The sequence below is a fragment of the Buttiauxella izardii genome (genome assembly GCF_003601925.1).
Classification (GTDB): domain Bacteria; phylum Pseudomonadota; class Gammaproteobacteria; order Enterobacterales; family Enterobacteriaceae; genus Buttiauxella; species Buttiauxella izardii.
This window is the reverse complement of the sequence record NZ_QZWH01000020.1, coordinates 44,648-67,124: the sequence shown is the minus strand read 5'-3', so window position 1 is coordinate 67,124 and position 22,477 is coordinate 44,648. Positions and strand designations below refer to the sequence as shown.

Annotated in this window: 22 protein-coding genes and 1 riboswitch; of the genes, 15 read left to right on the top strand and 7 right to left on the bottom strand. The window is 55.1% G+C overall.

The window, feature by feature from the left end:
- Positions 1–111: 111 nt before the first annotated feature.
- The 12 genes from phnE (at position 112) to phnP (ending at position 9,123) form a co-directional block, all read left to right on the top strand.
- The gene (gene phnE, locus D6029_RS10380) at positions 112–894 is read left to right on the top strand and encodes a phosphonate ABC transporter, permease protein PhnE (protein ID WP_120064688.1); all 783 of its coding nucleotides are present in this window, start codon (positions 112–114) and stop codon (positions 892–894) included.
- Positions 895–910: 16 nt separating this feature from the next.
- Positions 911–1,636 carry a phosphonate metabolism transcriptional regulator PhnF gene (gene phnF, locus D6029_RS10375; RefSeq protein ID WP_120064687.1) on the top strand — a complete coding sequence of 242 codons (726 nt, stop codon included), beginning with the start codon at positions 911–913 and terminating at the stop codon, positions 1,634–1,636.
- Positions 1,637–2,098, top strand: coding sequence for a phosphonate C-P lyase system protein PhnG (phnG, locus tag D6029_RS10370; RefSeq protein ID WP_120064686.1), 462 nt, complete (start codon positions 1,637–1,639; stop codon positions 2,096–2,098). It abuts the gene before it with no gap.
- Positions 2,095–2,679, top strand: coding sequence for a phosphonate C-P lyase system protein PhnH (gene phnH, locus D6029_RS10365; protein ID WP_120064685.1), 585 nt, complete (start codon positions 2,095–2,097; stop codon positions 2,677–2,679). Before phnG ends, phnH begins: the two co-directional genes overlap by 4 nt.
- Positions 2,679–3,743: a carbon-phosphorus lyase complex subunit gene (locus D6029_RS10360; protein WP_120064684.1), complete on the top strand. Its 1,065-nt coding sequence runs from the start codon at positions 2,679–2,681 to the stop codon at positions 3,741–3,743. The genes phnH and D6029_RS10360 overlap by 1 nt, the downstream gene beginning before the upstream one ends.
- Positions 3,736–4,584, top strand: a complete 849-nt coding sequence (locus tag D6029_RS10355; RefSeq protein WP_120064683.1) for an alpha-D-ribose 1-methylphosphonate 5-phosphate C-P-lyase PhnJ — start codon at positions 3,736–3,738, stop codon at positions 4,582–4,584. The genes D6029_RS10360 and D6029_RS10355 overlap by 8 nt, the downstream gene beginning before the upstream one ends.
- A complete protein-coding gene (gene phnK / locus D6029_RS10350; RefSeq protein ID WP_120064682.1) occupies positions 4,581–5,339 on the top strand; it encodes a phosphonate C-P lyase system protein PhnK in 759 nt (252 codons plus the stop codon). Before D6029_RS10355 ends, phnK begins: the two co-directional genes overlap by 4 nt.
- Before the next feature lie 111 nt (positions 5,340–5,450).
- Positions 5,451–6,152, top strand: coding sequence for a phosphonate C-P lyase system protein PhnL (gene phnL, locus D6029_RS10345; protein ID WP_120064681.1), 702 nt, complete (start codon positions 5,451–5,453; stop codon positions 6,150–6,152).
- Positions 6,142–7,278 carry an alpha-D-ribose 1-methylphosphonate 5-triphosphate diphosphatase gene (gene phnM / locus D6029_RS10340; RefSeq protein ID WP_120064680.1) on the top strand — a complete coding sequence of 379 codons (1,137 nt, stop codon included), beginning with the start codon at positions 6,142–6,144 and terminating at the stop codon, positions 7,276–7,278. Before phnL ends, phnM begins: the two co-directional genes overlap by 11 nt.
- Positions 7,278–7,811, top strand: coding sequence for a ribose 1,5-bisphosphokinase (gene phnN / locus D6029_RS10335; RefSeq protein ID WP_120064679.1), 534 nt, complete (start codon positions 7,278–7,280; stop codon positions 7,809–7,811). Before phnM ends, phnN begins: the two co-directional genes overlap by 1 nt.
- Positions 7,812–7,919: 108 nt before the next feature.
- The gene (gene phnO / locus D6029_RS10330; RefSeq protein ID WP_120064678.1) at positions 7,920–8,387 is read left to right on the top strand and encodes an aminoalkylphosphonate N-acetyltransferase; all 468 of its coding nucleotides are present in this window, start codon (positions 7,920–7,922) and stop codon (positions 8,385–8,387) included.
- Positions 8,365–9,123, top strand: coding sequence for a phosphonate metabolism protein PhnP (gene phnP / locus D6029_RS10325; RefSeq protein ID WP_120064677.1), 759 nt, complete (start codon positions 8,365–8,367; stop codon positions 9,121–9,123). The genes phnO and phnP overlap by 23 nt, the downstream gene beginning before the upstream one ends.
- Here the strand turns inward: phnP and D6029_RS10320 are convergent.
- From D6029_RS10320 to pgi, 6 genes are all read right to left on the bottom strand, one after another.
- Complete coding sequence (locus D6029_RS10320; RefSeq protein WP_120064676.1) at positions 9,107–9,718, bottom strand: hypothetical protein; 612 nt, start codon at positions 9,716–9,718, stop codon at positions 9,107–9,109. The genes phnP and D6029_RS10320 overlap by 17 nt on opposite strands.
- A 297-nt stretch (positions 9,719–10,015) precedes the next feature.
- Positions 10,016–12,112 carry a YjbH domain-containing protein gene (locus tag D6029_RS10315; protein ID WP_120064675.1) on the bottom strand — a complete coding sequence of 699 codons (2,097 nt, stop codon included), beginning with the start codon at positions 12,110–12,112 and terminating at the stop codon, positions 10,016–10,018.
- On the bottom strand, positions 12,112–12,867 hold the full coding sequence (locus D6029_RS10310) for a capsule biosynthesis GfcC D2 domain-containing protein (protein WP_120064730.1): 756 nt from the start codon (positions 12,865–12,867) through the stop codon (positions 12,112–12,114). Before D6029_RS10310 ends, D6029_RS10315 begins: the two co-directional genes overlap by 1 nt.
- Positions 12,868–12,944: 77 nt before the next feature.
- Positions 12,945–13,583 (bottom strand): YjbF family lipoprotein, encoded by a 639-nt coding sequence (locus D6029_RS10305; RefSeq protein ID WP_120064674.1) that lies wholly within the window; start codon positions 13,581–13,583, stop codon positions 12,945–12,947.
- A gap of 62 nt (positions 13,584–13,645) precedes the next feature.
- A complete protein-coding gene (yjbE, locus tag D6029_RS10300; RefSeq protein ID WP_120064673.1) occupies positions 13,646–13,891 on the bottom strand; it encodes an exopolysaccharide production protein YjbE in 246 nt (81 codons plus the stop codon).
- A gap of 371 nt (positions 13,892–14,262) precedes the next feature.
- A complete protein-coding gene (pgi, locus tag D6029_RS10295) occupies positions 14,263–15,912 on the bottom strand; it encodes a glucose-6-phosphate isomerase (protein WP_120064672.1) in 1,650 nt (549 codons plus the stop codon).
- A gap of 211 nt (positions 15,913–16,123) precedes the next feature.
- On the opposite strand from pgi, the gene D6029_RS10290 reads away from it, so the two are divergent.
- Both D6029_RS10290 and lysC read left to right on the top strand, forming a co-directional pair.
- Positions 16,124–17,929, top strand: coding sequence for a cation:proton antiporter (locus tag D6029_RS10290; RefSeq protein ID WP_120064671.1), 1,806 nt, complete (start codon positions 16,124–16,126; stop codon positions 17,927–17,929).
- A gap of 51 nt (positions 17,930–17,980) precedes the next feature.
- A riboswitch (Lysine riboswitch) is annotated at positions 17,981–18,199 on the top strand.
- A gap of 114 nt (positions 18,200–18,313) precedes the next feature.
- A complete protein-coding gene (gene lysC / locus D6029_RS10285) occupies positions 18,314–19,669 on the top strand; it encodes a lysine-sensitive aspartokinase 3 (protein ID WP_120064670.1) in 1,356 nt (451 codons plus the stop codon).
- A gap of 86 nt (positions 19,670–19,755) precedes the next feature.
- On the opposite strand, the gene yjdP is transcribed toward lysC, so the two are convergent.
- Positions 19,756–20,100 carry a DDRRRQL repeat protein YjdP gene (gene yjdP / locus D6029_RS10280; protein WP_120064669.1) on the bottom strand — a complete coding sequence of 115 codons (345 nt, stop codon included), beginning with the start codon at positions 20,098–20,100 and terminating at the stop codon, positions 19,756–19,758.
- A 243-nt stretch (positions 20,101–20,343) separates the two neighbouring features.
- Here yjdP and D6029_RS10275 point away from each other — a divergent pair, with 243 nt between their 5' ends.
- Entirely contained in the window at positions 20,344–22,122 is a 1,779-nt protein-coding gene (locus D6029_RS10275) for a sodium:solute symporter family protein (protein WP_120064668.1), read from the top strand.
- Positions 22,123–22,477: the final 355 nt, after the last annotated feature.

Genomic DNA, 22,477 nt, shown 5'->3' with positions numbered 1-22,477 from the left:
TGGAAATCCGGTCAATCCCCTCTCCCTCGGGAAAGGTGGAAATCCGGTCAATCCCCTCTCCCTCAGGGAGAGGGTTAGGGTGAGGGTGAAAACCCAAACACGGAGCACTCCATGCAACAAACCATTCAAGTCGCCGCCCCCAAACGTAGCTGGTTCTCGCTACTGGCCTGGGCGATTTTGCTGGCGGTCCTCGTTGCCTCCTGGCAAGGCGCGGAAATGGCTCCGCTAACGCTGTTCCGCGATGCGGGCAACATGGCGACTTTCGCCGCCGACTTCTTCCCGCCGGACTTCAGCCAGTGGCAGCAATACCTCGGTGAAATGGGCGTCACGCTGCAAATCGCCGTCTGGGGAACCGCACTTTCCATCGTTCTTTCAATCCCTTGCGGCCTGATGTGCGCCGACAATTTAGTGCCGTGGTGGGTTTACCAACCGATGCGCCGCCTGATGGATGCCTGCCGCGCCATCAACGAAATGGTGTTCGCCATGCTGTTCGTGGTCGCCGTCGGCCTCGGCCCTTTTGCTGGCGTATTAGCACTGTTTATTCACACCACCGGCGTGCTCTCCAAACTGCTTTCCGAAGCGGTGGAAGCCATCGAACCCGGCCCGGTAGAAGGCATTCGCGCCACCGGTGCCAACAAACTTGAAGAAATTATCTACGGCGTGCTGCCACAAGTGATGCCCCTGCTGATTTCCTACTCGCTGTACCGTTTTGAGTCGAACGTCCGTTCGGCAACGGTGGTCGGCATGGTGGGCGCAGGCGGGATTGGCGTAACGCTTTGGGAAGCGATTCGTGGATTCCAGTTCCAGCAAACCTGCGCGCTGATGATTGTCATCATCATCACCGTCAGCCTGCTGGATTTCATGTCGCAACGGTTACGTAAGCATTTCATTTAACGAGGCTTTGTTGAAAATGCACTTATCCAGACATCCGACCAGTTACCCGACGCGTTACCAGGAAATCGCCGCCCTGCTCGAAGTGGAGCTACGTAAAAACTACCGCTGTGGCGACTACTTGCCCGCCGAAAGCCAACTGGCAGCGCGTTATGAGGTGAACCGCCACACGCTGCGCCGCGCCATCGACCAGCTCGTCGAAAAAGGCTGGGTGCAGCGCCGCCAGGGCGTCGGTGTGTTAGTGCTGATGCGCCCCTTCGATTATCCGTTAAATTCGCAGGCCCGTTTTAGCCAGAACCTGCTCGACCAGGGAAGCCACCCCACCAGCGAGCGTTTACTCGCGGTATTGCGCCCGGCCTCAAATAGTGTGGCGGAAGCGCTCGGCGTCACTGAAGGCGAGAACATTATTCACCTGCGCACGCTGCGCCGCGTTAACGGCATCGCGGTGTGCCTGATTGACCATTATTTTGCCGAACTGGCCTGGTGGCCGACGCTGCAACAATTCAACAGCGGTTCGCTGCACGAGGTGATTCAAAACCAGCTCGGAATCCGCCTCAAACGCACCCAAACACGCATCAGCGCCCGCCGCGCTCAGGCCAAAGAAAGCCGCCTGCTGGAGATCCCAAATATGGCTCCGCTGCTGTGCGTGCGCACTCTTAACCACGATGAAGGTGACGCAGCGCCAGCGGAATACTCCGTCAGCCTGACCCGCGCCGACATGATTGAATTCACCATGGAGCACTAAATGGACGCACCGCATTTTGACACCGCACAGCGCCAGAAGTGGATGGCGGTTCTCGCTCACAGCCAGCCAGCAGAACTGGCGGCCATTTGGGCAGAACAAAAGCTGAATCCTGATTATCAAGTGATTCGCAAGGCCGAAACCGGACTTGCACAAATCCAGGCGCGTATGGGCGCAACCGGGCAGCGCTTTTTTGCCGGTGACACCACGCTGACCCGCGCCGTCATCCAGCTCGCCAACGGCACTTACGGCTACAGCTACATCGCCGGGCGCGACAAAGCCCACGCCGAACTGTGCGCCGTGATCGACGCGCTGATGCAAGAGAGTGTCCGGTTTCAGACTTTACAAGAAACAGTAATAGCCCCACTGGCCGCCAACCGGGAACAGCGCCTTGCTGCCCGCCGCGCACAAATTAATAGCAGCCGGGTGGACTTCTTCACGCTGGTTCGCGGAGATAACGCATGACCTTAATGACCGCTTTTAACCTGCCCGTGCAGGATGCCCAACAGAGCTTCCGTCGCCTGCTAAAAGCGATGAGCGAGCCGGGCGTCATCGTCGCGCTGCATTCCCTGCAACATGGCTGGAAGCCGCTAAATGTCGCGTCCACCAGCGTGTTATTAACCCTGGCTGATAACGACACGCCGGTGTGGGTCAGCGAATCGCTGAGCAATGACGTCACGCTGCAAAATGTCCGATTCCATACAAATGCACCCGTTTCCTTGACGCCTGAACACGCGCAATTTGCGGTGGCCGACAGCCACATTTCAGCCGAGCAGCTCAACGCGCTGGCACAAGGAACCGACGTGGCCCCCGACACCAGCGCCACGCTGATTTTGCAGGTGCCGAGCCTGAGCGGCGGGCGCATGTTGCGCTTAACCGGCGCGGGCATCCGCGAAGAACGTATGATCGCCCCGCAACTTCCTGACTGCGTTATTCACGAACTTACCGAGCGCCCGCATCCGTTCCCGCTGGGCATCGACCTGATTCTGACCTGCGGCGATCGCCTGCTGGCCATCCCGCGCACCACTCACGTGGAGGTGTGCTGATGTACGTCGCCGTCAAAGGGGGCGAGAAGGCGATTGCCGCCGCCCATGAATTGCAGGAACACAACCGCCGTGGCAGCCAGAATCTGGCGGAATTGAGCGTCGCGCAAATCGAGCAGCAGCTTGGCCTGGCGGTGGATCGCGTGATGACCGAAGGCGGCATTGCCGACCGTGAACTTGCCGCACTCGCCATCAAGCAGGCCAGCGGCGACATGGTGGAAGCCATCTTTCTGCTGCGCGCTTATCGCACCACGCTGCCGCGCCTGGCGGTGAGCGAACCGCTGAACACCGCCGAGATGCGCATCGAGCGCCGTATTTCCGCCGTTTATAAAGACGTACCCGGCGGGCAACTGCTCGGCCCGACTTACGATTACACCCACCGCCTGCTGGATTTCACCCTGCTGGCAAACGGTGAAGCGCCGCAGTTGAAAACCGCTGACGACCACGCCGAACCCGCGCCGCACGTTTTCAGCCTGCTGGCAAAACAAGGGCTGGCGAAAGCCGAAGAAGACAACGGCGAAAAACCTGACGACATCACCCGCCAGCCGCCGGTTTACCCGTGTTCGCGCTCCTCGCGCCTGCAACAACTGGTGCGCGGCGACGAGGGCTATTTACTGGCTCTCGCCTACTCCACCCAGCGCGGTTACGGGCGCAACCACCCGTTCGCTGGCGAGATTCGCAGCGGCTACGTGGATATCGAAATCGTGCCGGAAGAGCTGGGTTTTGCGGTGAACATCGGCGAACTGCTGCTAACCGAGTGCGAAATGGTGAATGGCTTTGTGGCCCCGGAAAATGAAGATCCGCACTTCACACGCGGCTACGGGCTGGTGTTCGGCATGAGCGAACGCAAAGCCATGGCAATGGCGCTGGTTGACCGCGCATTGCAAGCGCCGGACTACGACGAAACGGTGGCAGGCCCGGCGCAGGACGAAGAGTTCGTGCTGGCACACGCCGATAACGTCGAAGCCGCCGGGTTTGTATCGCACCTGAAACTGCCGCACTACGTCGATTTCCAGGCCGAACTGGAACTGCTCAAACGCCTGCAAAAGGAGCGTAATCGTGACTAAGGCACTGACCGGCTACAACTTTGCGTATCTTGATGAGCAAACCAAGCGCACCCTGCGCCGCGCGATTCTCAAAGCGGTGGCGATCCCTGGTTACCAGGTGCCGTTTGGCGGGCGTGAAATGCCGATGCCGTACGGCTGGGGAACGGGCGGCATTCAAATTACCGCCAGCGTGATTGGCGAAAACGACGTGCTGAAAGTGATCGACCAGGGCGCGGATGACACCACCAACGCCGTGTCGATTCGTAACTTCTTCAAGCGCGTGACGGACGTGGCGACCACCGAATCCACCGCCGATGCCACGCTGATTCAAACCCGCCACCGCATCCCGGAAACGCCGCTGACGGAAGATCAAATCCTGATTTATCAGGTGCCGATCCCCGAGCCGCTGCGTTTTATCGAACCGCGTGAAACCGAAACCCGCACCATGCACGCGCTGGAAGAATACGGCGTGATGCAGGTGAAATTGTACGAAGACATCGCCCGTTTCGGCCATATCGCCACCACTTACGCCTACCCGGTGAAAGTGAACGAGCGCTACGTGATGGACCCGTCGCCGATCCCGAAATTCGACAACCCGAAAATGGACATGATGCCCGCGCTGCAACTGTTCGGTGCCGGGCGTGAAAAGCGCATTTACGCGGTGCCGCCGTATACCCGCGTCGAAAGCCTCGATTTTGACGACTATCCGTTCACCGTCCAGGCGTGGGAAGAACCGTGCGCGATTTGCGGCTCGCACCACAGCTACCTCGACGAAGTGGTGCTCGACGATGCGGGCAGCCGCATGTTCGTCTGCTCCGATACCGATTTCTGCCGCCAGAACAGCGAGGCCGCAAGCAAATGACTCAACCGTTACTTTCCGTCAATAACCTGACGCACCTTTATGCCCCCGGTAAAGGCTTCAGCGACGTGTCATTCGAGCTTTATCCTGGCGAAGTGTTGGGAATTGTCGGCGAATCTGGCTCCGGTAAAACCACGTTGCTGAAATCTATTTCTGCCCGCCTCGCGCCGCAAAACGGCGAAGTGGTGTACCTCGATTCCTCGCTCTACGACATGAGCGAAGGCGAGCGCCGCCGCCTGCTGCGCACCGAATGGGGCGTGGTTCACCAACATGCAATGGATGGCCTGCGCCGCCACGTTTCAGCGGGCGGCAACATCGGCGAGCGTTTGATGGCAACGGGTGCGCGCCATTACGGCGACATTCGCGCCACCGCTGAACGCTGGTTAGAAGAGGTGGAAATCCCGGCCTCGCGCATCGACGACCTGCCAACCACCTTTTCCGGCGGCATGCAGCAACGCCTGCAAATCGCCCGCAACCTGGTGACGCATCCGAAACTGGTGTTTATGGATGAACCGACCGGCGGGCTGGATGTTTCGGTACAGGCGCGTTTGCTCGACCTGTTGCGCGGCCTGGTACGCGAGCTGAACCTGGCGGTGATTATCGTCACCCACGATTTGGGCGTGGCGCGTTTGCTGGCCGACCGCCTGCTGGTGATGAAACAGGGTCAAGTGGTGGAAAGCGGCCTGACCGACCGTGTGCTGGACGACCCGCACCACCCGTATACGCAGTTGTTGGTTTCTTCCGTTTTGCAGAACTGACTTTTGTCGGATGACGACGCTGACGCGTCTTATCCGACCTACAAAAACACGGTAGGTCGGATAAGGCGCAGCCGTCATCCGACAATTTGGCATCCGTTTTAAGGAAATTTCATGACCAGATTACGGGTTGAAAACCTGAGCAAAACCTTTGTGTTACACCACCAGCATGGCATCCGTTTGCCGGTACTGGCAAATGCCACGCTGGAAGTAAAATCCGGCGAATGTGTGGTGCTGCACGGCCATTCCGGCAGCGGGAAATCCACGCTTTTGCGCTCGCTGTACGCCAACTATTTGCCGGACGAAGGGCATATTTGGGTGAAGCATAACGACGAATGGCTCGACATTGTGCAGGCTCCAGCGCGTGACGTATTAGCGGTGCGCCGCCAGACCATCGGTTGGGTGAGCCAGTTTTTGCGCGTCATCCCGCGGATTTCTGCACTCGAAGTGGTGATGCAGCCGCTGCTGGATTTGGGTGTGTCGCGTGACGTTTGTGAAGACAAAGCGTCGATGCTGCTGACCCGCCTGAATGTGCCGGAACGCCTGTGGAATCTCGCACCATCAACCTTTTCCGGCGGTGAACAGCAGCGCGTGAACATCGCCCGTGGCTTTATCGTCGATTACCCAATTTTGCTACTCGATGAACCAACCGCCTCGCTGGATGCAAAAAACAGCGCCGCCGTAGTCGCGCTGATTATGGAAGCAAAACAACGTGGTGCGGCGGTGGTCGGGATTTTCCACGATGAAAGCGTGCGCAACCAGGTGGCAGATCGTTTACACAATATGGCAACCGTTGAGGCTAAAAATGATCATTAATAACGTCAAACTGGTGCTGGAAAACGAAGTGATCAACGGCTCGCTGGAAGTGGCCGATGGCGTGATTCGTAACTTTGCCGACAGCCAAAGCCAGTTGCCGCAGGCGCTGGACGGCGAAGGCGGCTGGCTGCTGCCGGGGCTTATCGAATTGCATACCGATAACCTCGATAAATTCTTCACCCCGCGCCCAAAAGTCGACTGGCCCGCACATTCGGCAATGAGCAGCCACGACGCCTTAATGGTGGCGAGCGGCATCACCACGGTGCTGGACGCCGTCGCGCTGGGGGATGTACGCGACGGTGGCGACCGACTGGAAAATCTCGAGAAGATGATCAACGCGGTGATGGACAGCCAGGCGCGTGGGGTGAACCGTGCCGAGCACCGTTTGCATCTGCGCTGCGAACTGCCGCACCACACCACGCTGCCGCTGTTCCAGCAGCTGATTGACCGTGGCGGTGTGTCGCTGGTGTCGTTGATGGACCATTCACCGGGCCAGCGCCAGTTTTCTAATCTTTTGAAATATCGCGAATATTACCAGGGAAAATATCAGCTTAACGACGCCGATATGGACAGCTATGAAGCGGAGCAACTGGCGCTGGCTGAACGCTGGTCGCAACCCAACCGCCTGGCGATTGCCGCCGAGTGCCGCGCGCGCAATATTTCCCTCGCCAGCCACGACGACGCAACATCCGCGCACGTCGCAGAATCTTATGAACTTGGAAGCGTGATCGCAGAATTCCCGACCACGCTGGAAGCCGCGCAGGCCTCGCGCCAGCATGGTTTGAGCGTGTTAATGGGCGCGCCAAACATTGTGCGAGGCGGCTCGCATTCCGGCAACGTCGCCGCGCATCAGCTCGCGCAAGTTGGCCTGCTGGATATTCTTTCATCCGATTATTACCCGGCGAGCCTGCTGGATGCGGCGTTCCGCGTGGCAAACGATGATTCCAACCGTTTCACCTTGCCACAAGCCGTGGCGCTGGTGACGCGCAACCCGGCGAAAGCGCTGAATCTGGACGATCGCGGAGTGCTCGCAGAAGGCAAACGTGCCGATTTGGTGCTGGCGCATCAGCATGGCGACCACGTTCACGTCGGACACGTCTGGCGTCAGGGAATACGGGTGTTCTGATGAGCAAAATAGTCTGGTTGATGGGGCCGTCCGGCTCCGGGAAAGACAGCCTGCTCGGCGCGCTGCGCCAGCAGGAGAATAATCAACTATTGGTGGCGCATCGCTACATTACCCGCGCCGCCGATGCGGGCTGCGAAAACCATGTCGCCCTGAGCGAAACGGAGTTCACTCAGCGCCAGAAACAGGGGCTGTTTGCCCTGTGTTGGCAGGCGCATCACCAACGTTACGGCGTGGGTATCGAGCTGGATATCTGGCTCGATTCCGGGCTGGATGTGGTGGTCAACGGTTCGCGCCAGCATTTAGCCCAGGCGCGGGCGCGTTACGGCAAAGCGCTGGTGCCGATTTGCCTGCACGTTTCGACGGACGTTTTGCGCCAGCGCCTTGAAACGCGCGGACGGGAAACACCGCTGCAAATCGAGCAGCGCCTGCAACGCGCAGCGTTTTACGCCCCTGATTCCAGCGAGTGTTTCATACTTAACAACGATGGCAGTCTGGCGGAGTCTGTCTTATCGTTTATGCGTTTGGTCTATTGAATTGCTTTAATGTCGGATGACGCTAACGCTTATCCGACCTACAAGTGCATGATTTTGTAGGGTGGAGAAGCGTTAGCGTCATCTACCAAATTCACAAGGAACCGCGCCATGCCTGACACCCTTGAATTTCGCCGCGCCACAATAGCTGATAGCGATGCCGTTTATGCTTTGATTTGCGAGCTAAAACAGGCGGAATTTAACCGCCAGGCCTTTAACGTTGGCTTTGCCGCGAACCTCGACGATCACAACTTATGCTACCAACTTGCGCTACTTAACGGCGAAGTTGTTGGCATGATCAGTCTGCACATGCAATTTCACCTGCACCATGTGAATTGGGTCGGTGAAATCCAGGAATTAGTGGTGATGCCCGCCGCACGCGGCCACGGCGTGGGCAGCAAATTATTAGCCTGGGCCGAAGAGCAGGCGCGTATTGCGGGAGCGGAACTCACCGAGCTTTCCACCAGCGCCAAACGCCTCGACGCCCACCGTTTCTATCAGCGCGAAGGGTATCAAAATACCCATTTCCGCTTTACCAAACCGGTGGAGATAAACCGTGTCTCTGACGCTAACCCTTAGCGGAACGGGCGGCGCACAGCTCGTCCCCGCCTTTGGTTGTTTTTGTGCAGCCTGCGAGCGTGCTCGCAACAATCCGCAATACCGCCGCAAACCGTGTAGCGCGGTGGTGAAGTTCAACGATGCGGTGACGCTGCTCGATGCGGGTATTCCCGATTTAATGGAACACTGGCAGCCGGGGGATTTTCAGCAGTTTTTGCTCACGCATTACCATATGGACCACGTTCAGGGCTTGTTCCCGCTGCGCTGGGGCGTGGGCGAAAAAATCCCGGTGTACGGCCCGCCAGATGAACTGGGCTGCGATGACCTGTTTAAGCACCCTGGGATTCTGGATTTCAGCCACACGCTTGAGCCGTTTGTGGGTTTTACGCTGCAAGCATTACGCATCACACCATTGCCGCTTAACCATTCCAAACTCACGTTCGGTTATCTGTTTGAAACCCCGCACAGCCGCGTAGCGTGGCTGTGTGACACCGCCGGTTTGCCAGAAAAAACGCTGAAGTTTTTAGCCAACAACAAGCCGCAGGTGATAGTGATTGATTGCAGCCATGAACCGCGCCCGCAAACGCCGAAAAACCATTGCGATTTGAATACCGTTATCGAATTGAACCAACACCTCGGCTGCCCGCGCGTGATCCTCACGCACATCAGCCACCAGTTCGATTGCTGGCTAATGGAAAATGAGCTGCCGCAAGGGTTTGAGGCGGGGTTTGATGGGATGGTTATTCCGGTGGATTAGCCGCTTTAACCTTGCTGATCACCAACAGCCGCTGCGGGTGAATTTCGGGATTGATTCCCCATGCGTAAGGCGACCATTTGCTGACAAACTCCTCGGAGCTTTGGATAAGCGACAGTTCGCCCTTTTCTTTTGTGCCATCCCAAATCATGACTTCGTACTGCGGATCGGCAATCGCATCGTTAATACGGTATTCCCAGAAACGGCGACCGTCACCCGTCTGTTCCTGATCCGTCACGATGATTTCGTAAGTTTCCAATAACCACGCAAAAAACAACTTCGCCAGCCCATGCAATGCAGCCTGGTACTCCGGCAAGAATGTTCTCCAGACCATCACCTGCGTACAGTGCGTTTTCTCCGGCACGATATATTTTCCGGTGATGATTTTTACCGCATACGCCGTGATGCCATCTTTAATCAGGCGGCATTGTTTGCCATCAAGCGCCATCATTAAACAATAGCCAGGCGGTGGAACATATCCAGGTAAGCTAAAGAGTGATGCGCCCTTTGACAGAAAGGCTTCCGTGCGTTCATGGTTACGTTCAGAGATGTTGAGTAACCGGTTAAATTCCGTATCGCTGATCAATTTTGGCGTCATCTGTGGTGAAATCCTTATCCCAAGTATGCTTATTTTCCCTTTTTAAGCCAGCGTATTTTTTCGCCACCCTCCCGATATTAGCGGTACTTGTAATGGCTTAAATATCTGCGCGAGAAGAACCATAGCACAGAGAAAAACGAGGATTTCATCGATTTTTAAAGTTGTTTACAGCTTCAGAACCCGACTCGCAAAATGAAAATGTAACGCTGCAAATTCGCATTTTTAAAGCGCCAAAAGTTTCCAGTTAATCAATTTGTCGTGAGAAGTTTTGGGTGGCACTTGCCACCCGATTTTGCTTTAGCGGAAATTAATATCCCGGTCGCTGGTCATGCCGTATAGCTCAAACTTGCGTCCCAGCATTTGTCCACCGTCACGCGTTAGTGGCGTCCAGCTTACTTGCGCACGGCTGCGGGTTGGTGAGGACGAGAAGATATCCAGCGGCACATTGACGTAGAAACCTTTGGTGAAATCCCCTTCCCCGTACTCTTCTTTCGAGACGTTGGTGATGGTCGCGTAGGTACCGACGACCACGCCGCTGTCGAAGCGTTTGGAGATTTCCAGCGTGCCGCCTTTATCTTTCGCCAGATATTGGCCGACGCTCATTTTCACCAGCACATCTTCGGCAAACGGCGGCGTCCAGTAAGCGGTGAGATGCCCGGTTGGCGCGTTGTAATCGGTGAATTTCATCATGTCCAGCGAGCTGGTCCAGTCACGCTGTTTGACGTAGTTAGCGTTGGCACCAATCGCCCAGTTGCTGTCGACCGGGCGGTACAACACTTCCGCGCCCACGCCGCCGTACATGGTTTCGAGATAGCCGCCGTAAACCTGGCCGTACCAACTGTTGCCCAGATACTGGAAGTAGTTGGCTTGCAGGTTGTTGACGTAGACATCGTTCTCGACGTAGTCGCGCACGTGGGTACGCACACGCGGCAGCGTCGAGTCGTTCGGCGGGTTGGTGTAGTTAAATTTGTCGTAGTTATTGGCGATGTTGGCAAACACGCTGCCGGTGGTCAGCAGGTGATCCGTGACCCACCAGTCGGCATTGCCCATCACGCCAACCTGATACATATAGAAGCTTTCAGGGCCGCCAACCGACTGATTCAGCACCGGATTAATCGAGAAATTCACTTTCGATTTATCGATGAAATACCCTTGCTCGGTTTTCTCAGGGATCACCGGTTCGACGCGTTTTTGCACCAGTTGCGTTTCATGCCCCAACGGCTCGCCTTCCAGATGATTTTTGAGGCTGGAGACATCGGTTTCGGTCGTTACCTGCGGCAGGTTGAGGCGCGTTTCGGTGATGCGAATGGTGCGGATATTCTCCGGCAGGTCATTCATGATGATGCGGTTCGCGCGCTCAATGCCTTCGCGAGAGTCGCGATATTTCACCTGCTCGCCCGTCACATACAGCGCGTCACCTTTCACCTGAATATTCGGGTTCGCCAGCCCGGCGTTGTATTTAAGCAGTGTCAGTTGGTTGGCGACCACCGTCGGCTGCAAGATTTCATCCTGCGGTTGCGGCTGGTATTGCGGGCGACGGTTGTCGTTATAACCTGGACGCAGGTCGTTGAAGTTAGTGCGCAATGTCACGCCAAACATCAAGGTATTGCCGCGCTCATAGCTGACGTTAACGTCGGCCCAATCGGCGACACGATAGATAGCGCCGACGTTAAAGTTGCTACGCTGCTCGAGTTTCCCGGCAAAATCCTGAGTGTAGTTATTGCCTTCGTATTCCAGTTTCAGGCGCAGCGGCTGCCACGGCGTCTGGTATTCAACGCCGCCAAACAGCGACGCCGGGCCATGGAACATGCCGCTAAAGTTGAACGATCCCGCCTGGTTGTAACTGTTATCGCGCACGCAGAAGCCGTCGCTCACTTCGCAGAATGGGTTTTTCACGTTGCCGCTGGTGCCCATGTAGCCCCAGCCCATGCCGAGGGTGAAATCGAACGGCCCCCAGGCTTTGCTCGCCACCACATATTCACTGTCGAACAGCCCGGTGCCGCCCAAGTCACGCACGCCCACCGCCACTTGCGGCAGGTAATAGCTCTCTTCCCAGAGGCGCAGTTTCATGTCGAACGCTTTGTCTTTGTAGGTCTGATCGCCCGAGAACGCGTCGACGCTGCTGTATTGTCTGGTGCGCACATCGGTGTAGCGCAAAGTCGTTTCCAGCCAAGGGAAAAGCTGCACTGACGCCGAGTAGAAACGGTACTGATCGTTGTCGCGATAGTTGAGGCTGAACTCGCCTTCAGGTGCCATGCGGGCGGTCGGGGTTTGCAGTAAACCGACGCCGCCGAAGTCTGATTGCGATGGGCCAACGGGAGCCGGGAAAGTTTCTGCCTGGCAGGCGGAAGAAACCGCCAGCGCCAGCAAGCTATAAAGATATTTGTTCTTCATCAATCCGGTCTCCGATGGGTCAGAGAGTTGAGGATTTGCTGATTCAGGTCGTTGAAATCAGAGTTAAAAAGTCGGTCGCTAAAGCCGACAAAAAGGATGCTGCCCGGAGTGAGTTCGACGTGGCGCTTGTTCCAGTAGGCGACGGGCGCTTTTTGCGTTTTGCCGTCGGGGTAAATCACCCAGGCAAAGCTGCGATCCGCACCGCTGAGTTTGTCGATGCCGTCGAGATATTCATCGGCGCTGCGCCCCGCCACAAACGGCTTTTCCCCCGGCGAGCTGACTAATCCCATCAGTGTGATGGTGGTCGGTTGCGGGCCAGCCCACAGGCTGTAATCGCCCTGCAACGGGACGTTGGCACGCGGTCGGACGCGCACCCAATCCGGGTCGAGGTCGACAAACTGCCGCCCGGTGACATGAATAGCCTGCATTTGCTGACGCACGCCGTTGATGGCCGCCGCATCGTCGCCGCTTTCTTCGGCGGCAAATTGGCTGAGTTGAGCGAGTAACTTCTGGTGATTTTGTTCAGCCACTGCCGAGGCCTGGCGTTCGCTGATGACGGCACCCGGCCACCAGGCGTTTGTCAGTGAAGGTTGAGTGACTAAGTCAGCCAGCCGTTCGACGTTGGTGAGTTGTTGATTTTGCGGGTAAATGGTCACGTTCCCGGCGGCGTAAGCGCCGAATGGTAGGGTGGATAAGGTGAGCGCCGCAAAAACGTGTCGGATGACGCTGCGCTTATCCGACCTACTCGGTTTCATAACGCTTTGTTTTTGTAGGGTGGTTAAGCGCAGCGTCATCCACCATGTGTTTGAAGAACGAATCGAGGCTTTAATTTTCATTCTTTCGCCGCCTTCAACAAAATGGTGTTAACCGGCCAATAATCTGGGCCAAGGTATTGTTTCGACTGGCGGATATGGCCTTCGCTGTCAATCCAAAAGCGGTTGTGCCAGCTTTTGCCATCGGCGGTGATTTCTTCATCCAGCACGCGAACCGGCGTGGTGCTTTCAGCGATTTTTAGCGTGTCGGTGCCGTCCCAGGTGAAGGTCGAACGAGCCGTCGCCATACGCACTTGTTTGTGCTCGGTCCAGGCCATTTGCCGCGTCCAGCTTGCGCCATCAATAATTTGATTGGCATTGATCAGCGGGTCGCTTGCCAGGTTGGTGACTTGCTGGAGATTGTCGCCAAGCCCGGTGGTTTTCACGATGCGCCCGTGTTCGGTGACGATCATCGAGCGGTCTTGCGTCACCCATTTTTGTTGGCCGTTTTCGTCATAGGCCAGCACCACAAAGATTTGCGGGCCGTTATTAATGCGCATGTACTGGCTGGCGTAGCGCATATTTTGAATTTCGTCGTGTGTCAGCTGTATGCCGTCGTCACCCATAACGCTGCGCCAGAGCGAGGAGCCCAGGCCTTTGGTGGTGTCGGAACAGGCCTGAAGTAACAGGCAGGAAAGAAGTATTACGAGTCGCTGCACGAGGTTTCCCCGGAGTCGAAATAACCACACCGAAGTGTGGTTAGAGTTAAATCACCCGTGAATTACTGGGTGCTGGTCGTCGTGGTGGTTGTGGTCCCGGTATTGGAACCGTCGCCACCACCGGTTGCAGCCAGTGCTACACCCACTGCCGACCCGACAGTGCTGGCGCTGGTCGCAGTAGAACTACCTGCGGACACAGAAGTAGCTTGTGCGCCAGCTGCTTCACCCACAGAAATCGGGTCAGCATTTGCCGCGCCAGCCGCTGCCAGCGTGAATATGGCGAAAGCGCCATAAAGAACTTTTTTCATAACAATTTCCCTTCATTGAATGAATGGAGGTTGCCCAAAAGAATTTCAGGCGCTTTCGAGTATACACAACAAGTAATAGCGACAGACCGCAACGTGGAATAAGGAGGGAGCTTTAAGATAAATGGAAGTATAACAATATTGGCAATATCGTCATTTCATTTAGATGATAAAAAACAGACAGTTAAAATATAATCAAGCGGAAATATAATCTAATTAATCCGAAAGTAAACCCGCTGAATTATCAGGTTATAGGTGTTTTTAGGATTAACCTCACGCCGGGAAATTAGGCTATTTACGGGGCAAGGGGAATTATCTTATTTAAATAAATAAGCCGACCATAAGGTCGGCTTATATTTAATTCCAGACGTTAATTATGCGCGCCAGGATTTATAACGATTAATCAAACCATTCGTTGAAGAATCGTGAGTGCTGATTTCTGCATTGTCGCCCAGCTCCGGCAGAATGCGGTTAGCCAGTTGCTTACCTAATTCCACGCCCCACTGGTCGAAAGTGAAGATATTCAGAATCGCGCCCTGGGTGAAGATCTTGTGCTCATACAGCGCAATCAGCGCGCCGAGGCTGAACGGAGTGATTTCACGCAGCAGGATGGAGTTGGTTGGGCGGTTGCCTTCAAACACTTTGAACGGCACAACGTGTTCCAGAGTTTTTGGATCTTTACCCTGGTCAGCATATTCCTGCTCAACCACATCGCGGGCTTTACCAAATGCCAGCGCTTCTGTCTGTGCGAAGAAGTTAGACAGCAGTTTTGGATGGTGGTCAGACAGCGGGTTGTGAGTGGTCGCTGGTGCGATGAAGTCACAAGGAACCATTTTGGTGCCCTGGTGAATCAGCTGGTAGAACGCGTGCTGGCCGTTGGTGCCCGGCTCGCCCCAGATGATTGGGCCAGTCTGGTAATCCACCGCGTTGCCGTTACGGTCAACGTATTTGCCGTTGGATTCCATGTTGCCTTGCTGGAAGTAAGCCGCAAAACGGTGCATGTACTGGTCGTATGGCAGAATCGCTTCGGTTTCTGCGCCGAAGAAGTTGTTGTACCAGATGCCAATCAGCGCCAGCAGCACAGGCAGGTTTTGCTCTGCCGGGGTGTTAGCGAAGTGTTTATCCATGGCGTGTGCGCCGGACAGCAGCTCAACGAAGTTGTCATAGCCCACGGACAGAATGATCGACAGGCCAATCGCCGACCACAGGGAATAACGGCCACCGACCCAATCCCAGAATTCAAACATGTTGGCGGTGTCGATACCGAACTCACCGACCGCTTTGGCGTTGGTAGACAGCGCAGCAAAGTGTTTCGCTACGTGCTTGTTGTCGCCAGCGGTTGCCAGGAACCAGTCGCGCGCGCTGTGGGCGTTGGTCATGGTTTCTTGGGTGGTGAAGGTTTTAGAGGCGACGAGGAACAGCGTGGTTTCCGGGTCAACATTCTTCAGCACTTCAGCGATGTGAGTGCCATCAACGTTGGAAACAAAGTGCATGTTGAGGTGGTTTTTGTATGGACGCAGCGCTTCGGTCACCATGAATGGGCCGAGGTCTGAACCGCCGATACCGATGTTCACCACGTCGGTAATCGCTTTACCGGTGTAGCCTTTCCAGTTGCCGCTGATAATGCTTTCAGAGAAGGTTTTCATCTTCTCAAGCACCGCGTTCACTTCTGGCATCACATCTTTGCCATCAACAATGATTGGCGTGTTGCTGCGGTTACGCAGGGCAACGTGCAGCACGGCGCGGTCTTCAGTACGGTTAATCTTCTCGCCAGAGAACATGGATTTGATTGCGCCCTGCAAATCCGTCTCTTTTGCCAACGCCTGCAGCCTGGTCAGGGTTTCTTCAGTGATGCGGTTTTTGGAGTAATCCACCAGCATTGAATCGTCGAACGTCGCGGAAAACTTGCCAAAACGGTCGGCATCCTGAGCGAACAGCTCAGCGATGGTGACGTCTTTCATTTCGTCAAAATGCGCCTGTAAAGCCTGCCATGCAGCGGTCTGCGTTGGGTTGATATTTTTCATAGCGATACCCTTTTGATTTGAGAACTGTGACTGCGGTCAATTGTATATCCACAAAACGGGATTTGTGATGATTTTTCTCCCGTTGCATCGGGAAAACCGTTTCAGATTATGCGTAAGTGAAAAAATGATCGTGTCCATCCGCGCCAGCCGAAGCGGCGTCTACACTGAGAAAAACAGTATGGCGCTGTAAACCAGGTAAGGTAAAAATTTTATGGAACTGTCCGTCCCCCTTTTGTTAGTCATTATTACGATTAGCTCGCTGGCGGCGCAGTGGCTGGCGTGGGCAATCCGGCTTCCGGCGATTCTGCCTTTACTGTTATTCGGCTTGATTCTCGGCCCGTTCACCCATGTGCTTAACCCCGATCAGCTTTTTGGCGAGCTGCTGTTTCCTATTGTTTCCCTCGCGGTGGCGATTATTTTGTTCGAAGGTGCGCTAACGCTGCGTTTTGATGAAATTCGCGGTTTAGGCGGCGTGGTGCGCAACCTGGTGAGCATCGGCATGCTGGCGACTTTCGGCGTGATTAGCCTCGCCTGCTGGTGGCTGCTGGGTTTACAACCGGAACTTGCCGCGCTGGTGGGTGCGGTGACGGTGGTGACTGGCCCAACGGTAATCGCCCCGCTGATGCGCGTGGTGCGCCCGAACGCGGCGATAAACCAGGTGCTGCGCTGGGAAGGGATTGTTATCGACCCGGTTGGGGCGATCTTCACGTTATTGGTTTTCGAATTTATAACGCTGCAACAGGAAGCGGGTTCCAATCTGCATTTGCTGATTATCTTCGCCCAGACGGTGGTGGTCGGTTTAGCCTGCGGCGGGCTTTTTGGCTGGCTGCTTGGCACGGCGTTAAAGCGCGTGTGGTTCCCGGCTTATCTACAAAACTTTGCCGTGCTGGCGGTGGTGTTGCTGACGTTCGGCCTGTCAAACTCGCTGGCGGATGAATCAGGTTTACTGGCGGTGACGGTGCTCGGCATCTGGCTGGCGAATATGCGCGATGTGGATGTCAGCGATATCGTCGCCTTCAAAGAAGAGCTGTCGGCGATCCTGATTTCGGCGCTGTTTATTATTCTGGCGGCACGTCTGGATATTTACGGCGTGCTGGCGATGGGCTGGCCGCTGGTAGTTTTGCTGCTGGTGATTCAGTTTGTCGCCCGCCCGTTGTGTATCGCAATTTCTACTCTCGGATCGTCGTTAACCCTGCGCGAAAAGTTGCTGCTGAGCTGGATTTCCCCGCGCGGGATTGTGGCGGCGGCGGTGAGTTCGTTATTCGCCCTGACGCTGCAAAAAAGCGGTTTTGAAGGCGCCGATAAATTAGTAAGCGTGGTGTTCGCCATTATTATTGGCACCGTGGTGCTGCAAAGTCTGACCAGCGGCCCGCTGGCAAGATGGCTCGGCGTGCAGCAACGCAAACCGGAAGGCGTGCTGATTATTGGCGCAAACACGGTGGCGCGCACCCTGGCTCACGCACTGGTGAAACAAAATATTCCGGTGATCCTCACCGATAATAGCTGGGAATATTACCGCCTGGCGCGCATGGAAGGGCTACCGGCTTATTATGGCAATGCGTGGTCAGAACATGCGGAAAACGTGATCGATTTGAGCAACATCGCACAGGTGCTCGCACTCTCGCCAAACCGCCATCAAAACGCGTTGGCGGTTTATCACTTCAGCCATATTTTTGGCAACGATAAGGTTTTCGCCATCCGTTCCGGTTCCGCTTTAAAGGGGCGCAGCAGCAATGAAAGTGCGCGTTTTCGTCGCCATGAGAAACTTTTTCCAGAAGAAGTCACCTGGAGTAGTTTGAGCAGTCTGTTAGCCAAAGGCGCGACCATTAAAGCGACTCGTCTGAATGAAAATTTTGGCTGGCTGGAATATCTGGAGAAAAATCGCGGCGTAGTGCCACTTTTTGCCCGTCTGGAAGAAGGAAAAACTGTGGCGATAAACGGTAAAACGACACCAACATTGCCTTGTACCTTGATTGCACTGGTGCAGACAGACAAATCCCCGGCTTCCAGGCGTTGACATCTGACGCATAAAATTTTATTTCTATACGGCTACTTGCTCACTTGTGAGTAAGCCAGAAGAGGCGCGCCGCCCAGGTATCGTGTTTGAGGAGCCAATCCGCAGACGACACAGGAGGGGGAGCGGCGCCGAGGTAATATGCGTATGGCAGCGTGTGTTATCGGCCACGGGGGCTGAATCCCTTGGGCTGTCACCAGGAGCATATTGATGCTCCAAAATCCCCAATTTCGCAAAGAAAGCGGGGAGACAAGGTGGGGCGCTTCTGGGTGTATCGTAGTTCAGAGTTTCTATTCTACGTCTGCCCCGTATCCCGCTCTTCCCTTGTGCCAAGGCTGATTAATTTTTTGCCATAACTATGGCTCCCTGACACGAGGCTGTACCGTAATGTCCTATCCACAAACCGTTATTGCCAAATTTGGCGGCACAAGCGTAGCTGACTACGACGCAATGAACCGCAGCGCCGACGTGGTGCTGTCTGATGAAAACGTTCGCGTTGTCGTTCTTTCCGCCTCTGCCGGTATCACCAATTTGCTGGTTGCACTGGCAGGCGGACTGGAAGCTACAGAGCGTTTTGTTAAGCTCGATGCGATTCGCAAAATTCAATACGACATTGTCGAACGTTTGGCTAACCCGCAAATCATCCGCGAAGAAGTCGAGCGTCTACTCGAAAACATCACCACTCTGGCAGAAGCGGCTTCGCTGGCGACCTCAACCGCATTAACTGACGAACTGGTCAGCCACGGCGAATTGATGTCCACGCTGCTGTTTGTGGAAATCCTGCGCGAGCGCAATGTCGACGCACAGTGGTTCGATATCCGCAAAATTATGCGCACCAACGACCGTTTTGGCCGCGCAGAACCGGACGTCGCTACGCTTACGGAACTGGCAAGCCAACAGCTCGCCCCGCGTCTGGAGCAATCGCTGGTGATTACCCAGGGCTTTATCGGTAGCGAATCGAAAGGCCGCACCACCACGCTGGGCCGTGGCGGCAGCGACTATACCGCTGCGTTGTTGGGCGAAGCGTTACATGCCAGCCGTGTCGATATCTGGACGGACGTGCCGGGCATTTACACCACCGACCCACGCATGGTGCCAGCGGCAAAACGCATCGACAAAATTGCCTTTGAAGAAGCGGCAGAAATGGCGACATTCGGCGCAAAAGTGCTGCATCCGGCGACATTATTGCCTGCGGTGCGCTGCGGTATTCCGGTGTTTGTGGGTTCCAGTAAAGATCCGAAAGCCGGTGGCACATTGGTTTGTAACCATACAGATAACCCGCCGCTGTTCCGTGCGCTGGCTGTTCGTCGCAAGCAAACGCTGGTGACGCTTCACAGCATGAGCATGCTGCACTCCCACGGTTTCCTGGCGGAAGTGTTCAACATTCTGGCGCAGCATAATGTGTCTGTTGATTTGGTGACGACATCTGAAGTCAGCGTCGCGCTGACGCTCGACACCACCGGTTCGACATCTACATCCGACAGCCTGTTGACGACGTCATTGCTGACCGAACTTTCGTCATTGTGCCGCGTGGAAGTGGAAGAAAATCTCGCGCTGGTGGCCATCATCGGTAATCAACTGTCGAAAGCCTGCGGCGTGGGCAAAGAGGTGTTTGGCGTGCTCGAACCGTTCAATATCCGCATGATTTGCTACGGCGCATCGAGCTATAACCTGTGCTTCCTGGTGCCGGGCGACGACGCAGAAAAAGTCGTGCAGAAGCTGCATCATAATTTGTTCGAGTAAATGGTGGATGACGCCGACCAGGTCAGTTTGTAGGTCGGATAAGCGCAGCGTCATCCGACAAAACAGTGCACCACACTTTTTAGTCGTTACCGGTAATCATCATCCAGGCGTCGCTCATCTTCCTCAAGCTGGCGGCGCTGATCGTCTAACTGGCGCTGCTGGTCATCGAGCTGGTGGCGTCGGTCTTCAAGCTGGCGATGGCGGTCTTCATACTGACGGCGGCTATCGTCGTTGCGGTTCCTGTCCTGTTCATCCCAACGGTTATCATCGCGGTCATCGTCACGGCTGTCGGCTGGCTTATAGGCGTCGTTTATCGCCTGCGAAATCGACCCCACAATCGAGTTGTCAAACAGGCCATCGAGCGCGTCGGCGTGGGCGATGGTGGACAGCGTCAGGGTGCCGAGCAGCAGTACTGTGGAGTATCGATTCATAAAGCCATCTCATGATAATGATTCGCTAAACGATAAGAAAAAGCCCTGATCCTCAACAGCGGAGAAATCCCAATTTTCCGCCAACATTTACGCAACATAACTTCTTCACCACCCCGGATTAATCCTAAAACATGATCTCCCTCCGTTATTTCAAATAAAGATTGAAACGTTATTTCAAGTTATATGAGTGCCGTGTTTTAATCTTTCCAATTGATTCTAACCATACGGACATGGGGCACTCATATGTCTTACGACTACATAGTAATAGCGGGCTATTTTTTATTAATGGTCGCCATAAGCCTGATATTTAAAAAAATGGCGAACAACAGTACCAGCGATTATTTCCGCGGCGGCGGCAAGATGCTGTGGTGGATGGTTGGCGCAACCGCATTTATGACGCAATTCTCCGCCTGGACCTTTACCGGCGCGGCGGGCAAAGCCTTTACCGATGGCTTCGCAGTGCTGGCGGTGTTTATCGGCAACATGGTGGCTTATCTTTTTGCGTGGGCATACTTCGCTCGCCGCTTCCGTCAAATGCGCGTGGATACCCCAACTGAAGCGGTTCGTCGCCGTTTTGGCCCAGTCAACGAGCAGTTCTTTACCTGGGTGATTATCCCGCTGAGCGTGATTAACGCAGGCGTGTGGTTAAACGGCCTGGGCGTGTTTGCTTCCGCCGTGTTTAACGCCGATATCATCACCACTATCTGGATTACCGGCCTCGCGGTGCTGGCGATTTCAATGCTCAGTGGCGCCTGGGGCGTGGTGGCATCTGACTTTATTCAGACGCTGGTGATCGCCGTGATTTCCGTGGCTTGCGCCGTTGTCGCTCTTTGGGCAGTCGGCGGCCCGGCAAACATCGTGACGGAATTCCCATCCGGCTTCTTCACTGGCCCGGACATGAATTACCCGTTATTGATGGTCGGCACCTTCCTGTTCTTCGTTGTTAAACAGCTGCAAAGTATTAACAACATGCAGGAATCTTATCGTTTCCTGAATGCTAAAGACTCCAAAAACGCCAGCAAAGCGGCGCTGATGGCGCTGCTAATGATGTTGGTTGGCGCGGTGATTTGGTTTATTCCACCGTGGGCGACGGCGATTTTGTACCCGAATGCGGGCGCACAATATCCAGAGCTGGGTGCGAAAGCCCGTGATGCGGTTTACCTGGTGTTTGCCCGTGAAGCCATGCCGCTGGGCACTGTGGGACTGCTGATGGCGGGCCTGTTCGCCGCCACCATGTCTTCAATGGATTCCGCACTTAACCGTAACTCCGGCATCTTCGTGCGCAGCTTCTACGCCACGATTGTGCGTAAAGGCAAAGCAACCGACAAAGAGCAACTGCGTGCAGGCCAAATCGCCTGCCTGGTCAACGGCTTGCTGGTTATCTTTATGGCGCAGTTCTTTAACTCGCTCAAACACCTCAGCCTGTTCGACCTGATGATGCAAGTCGCGACCCTGCTGCAATCGCCGATTCTGGTGCCATTGTTCTTCGGTATGCTGATTCGCAGAACGCCTTCCTGGGCTCCGTGGGCAACCGTGGTATTCGGTCTGGGCGTCTCGTGGATGGTGGTTGATGTGTTCACACCGCAGTACGTCATGTCCTGGTTCGGCGTTGAAACACTGACTGGCCGTGAAGTGAGCGAGCTGAAAACCATCATTCCAATCGTGGCACATCTGGTGCTGACCGGCGGCTTCTTCTGCCTGAGCGCGCTGTTCTATAAGCCGCAGGCTGACAAAAACGTCGCCGCAACCGATGCGTTCTTTAAAGATATCGAAACCGAGTGTGTCGAAGACAGCGAGCAAGACATCGTTGACCGCATGCAGCGTAACAAGCTGGGCGACCTGACCATCTACATGGCAGCGGGTTTGTCTCTGATGATGCTGATTCCCAACCCAATGTGGGGCCGCCTGCTGTTCCTGGCCTGCGCCGCAGTGGTGTTTATCGTCGGATACGCCCTCAAACGCAGTGCGCGAATTGATGAAGTGAAGGCGATACTCAAACCTGCGACGCAAACGCCACGCTGACAGTTCGCCAACTCTCTCAAAGCCACCGCCTGCCGGTGGCTTTTTTTATCCTTTCATTCACATGTTTTTAACACTATTTAGTAACGCATTATGTCTCAAATAATCGCTTTTATTAGCAATACAAATGTATTGTGCGTTATTCGCACTAAATCACTGCGAATGGCTATTTCCAATAGAAGCGAAATAATGCGTTAAATCATCGAATGAGAATGATCCTTACCCTCTCGCAATTTAAAATAAATTAATCACAACACGGTTGTTTATTATTAGCCTGGGCAATAATAACGTTATTTCCTCTTTATACGTTCTCACCCTTCCGCTCTAAATCCTTACAAAAATCACCAGAATACCCTCC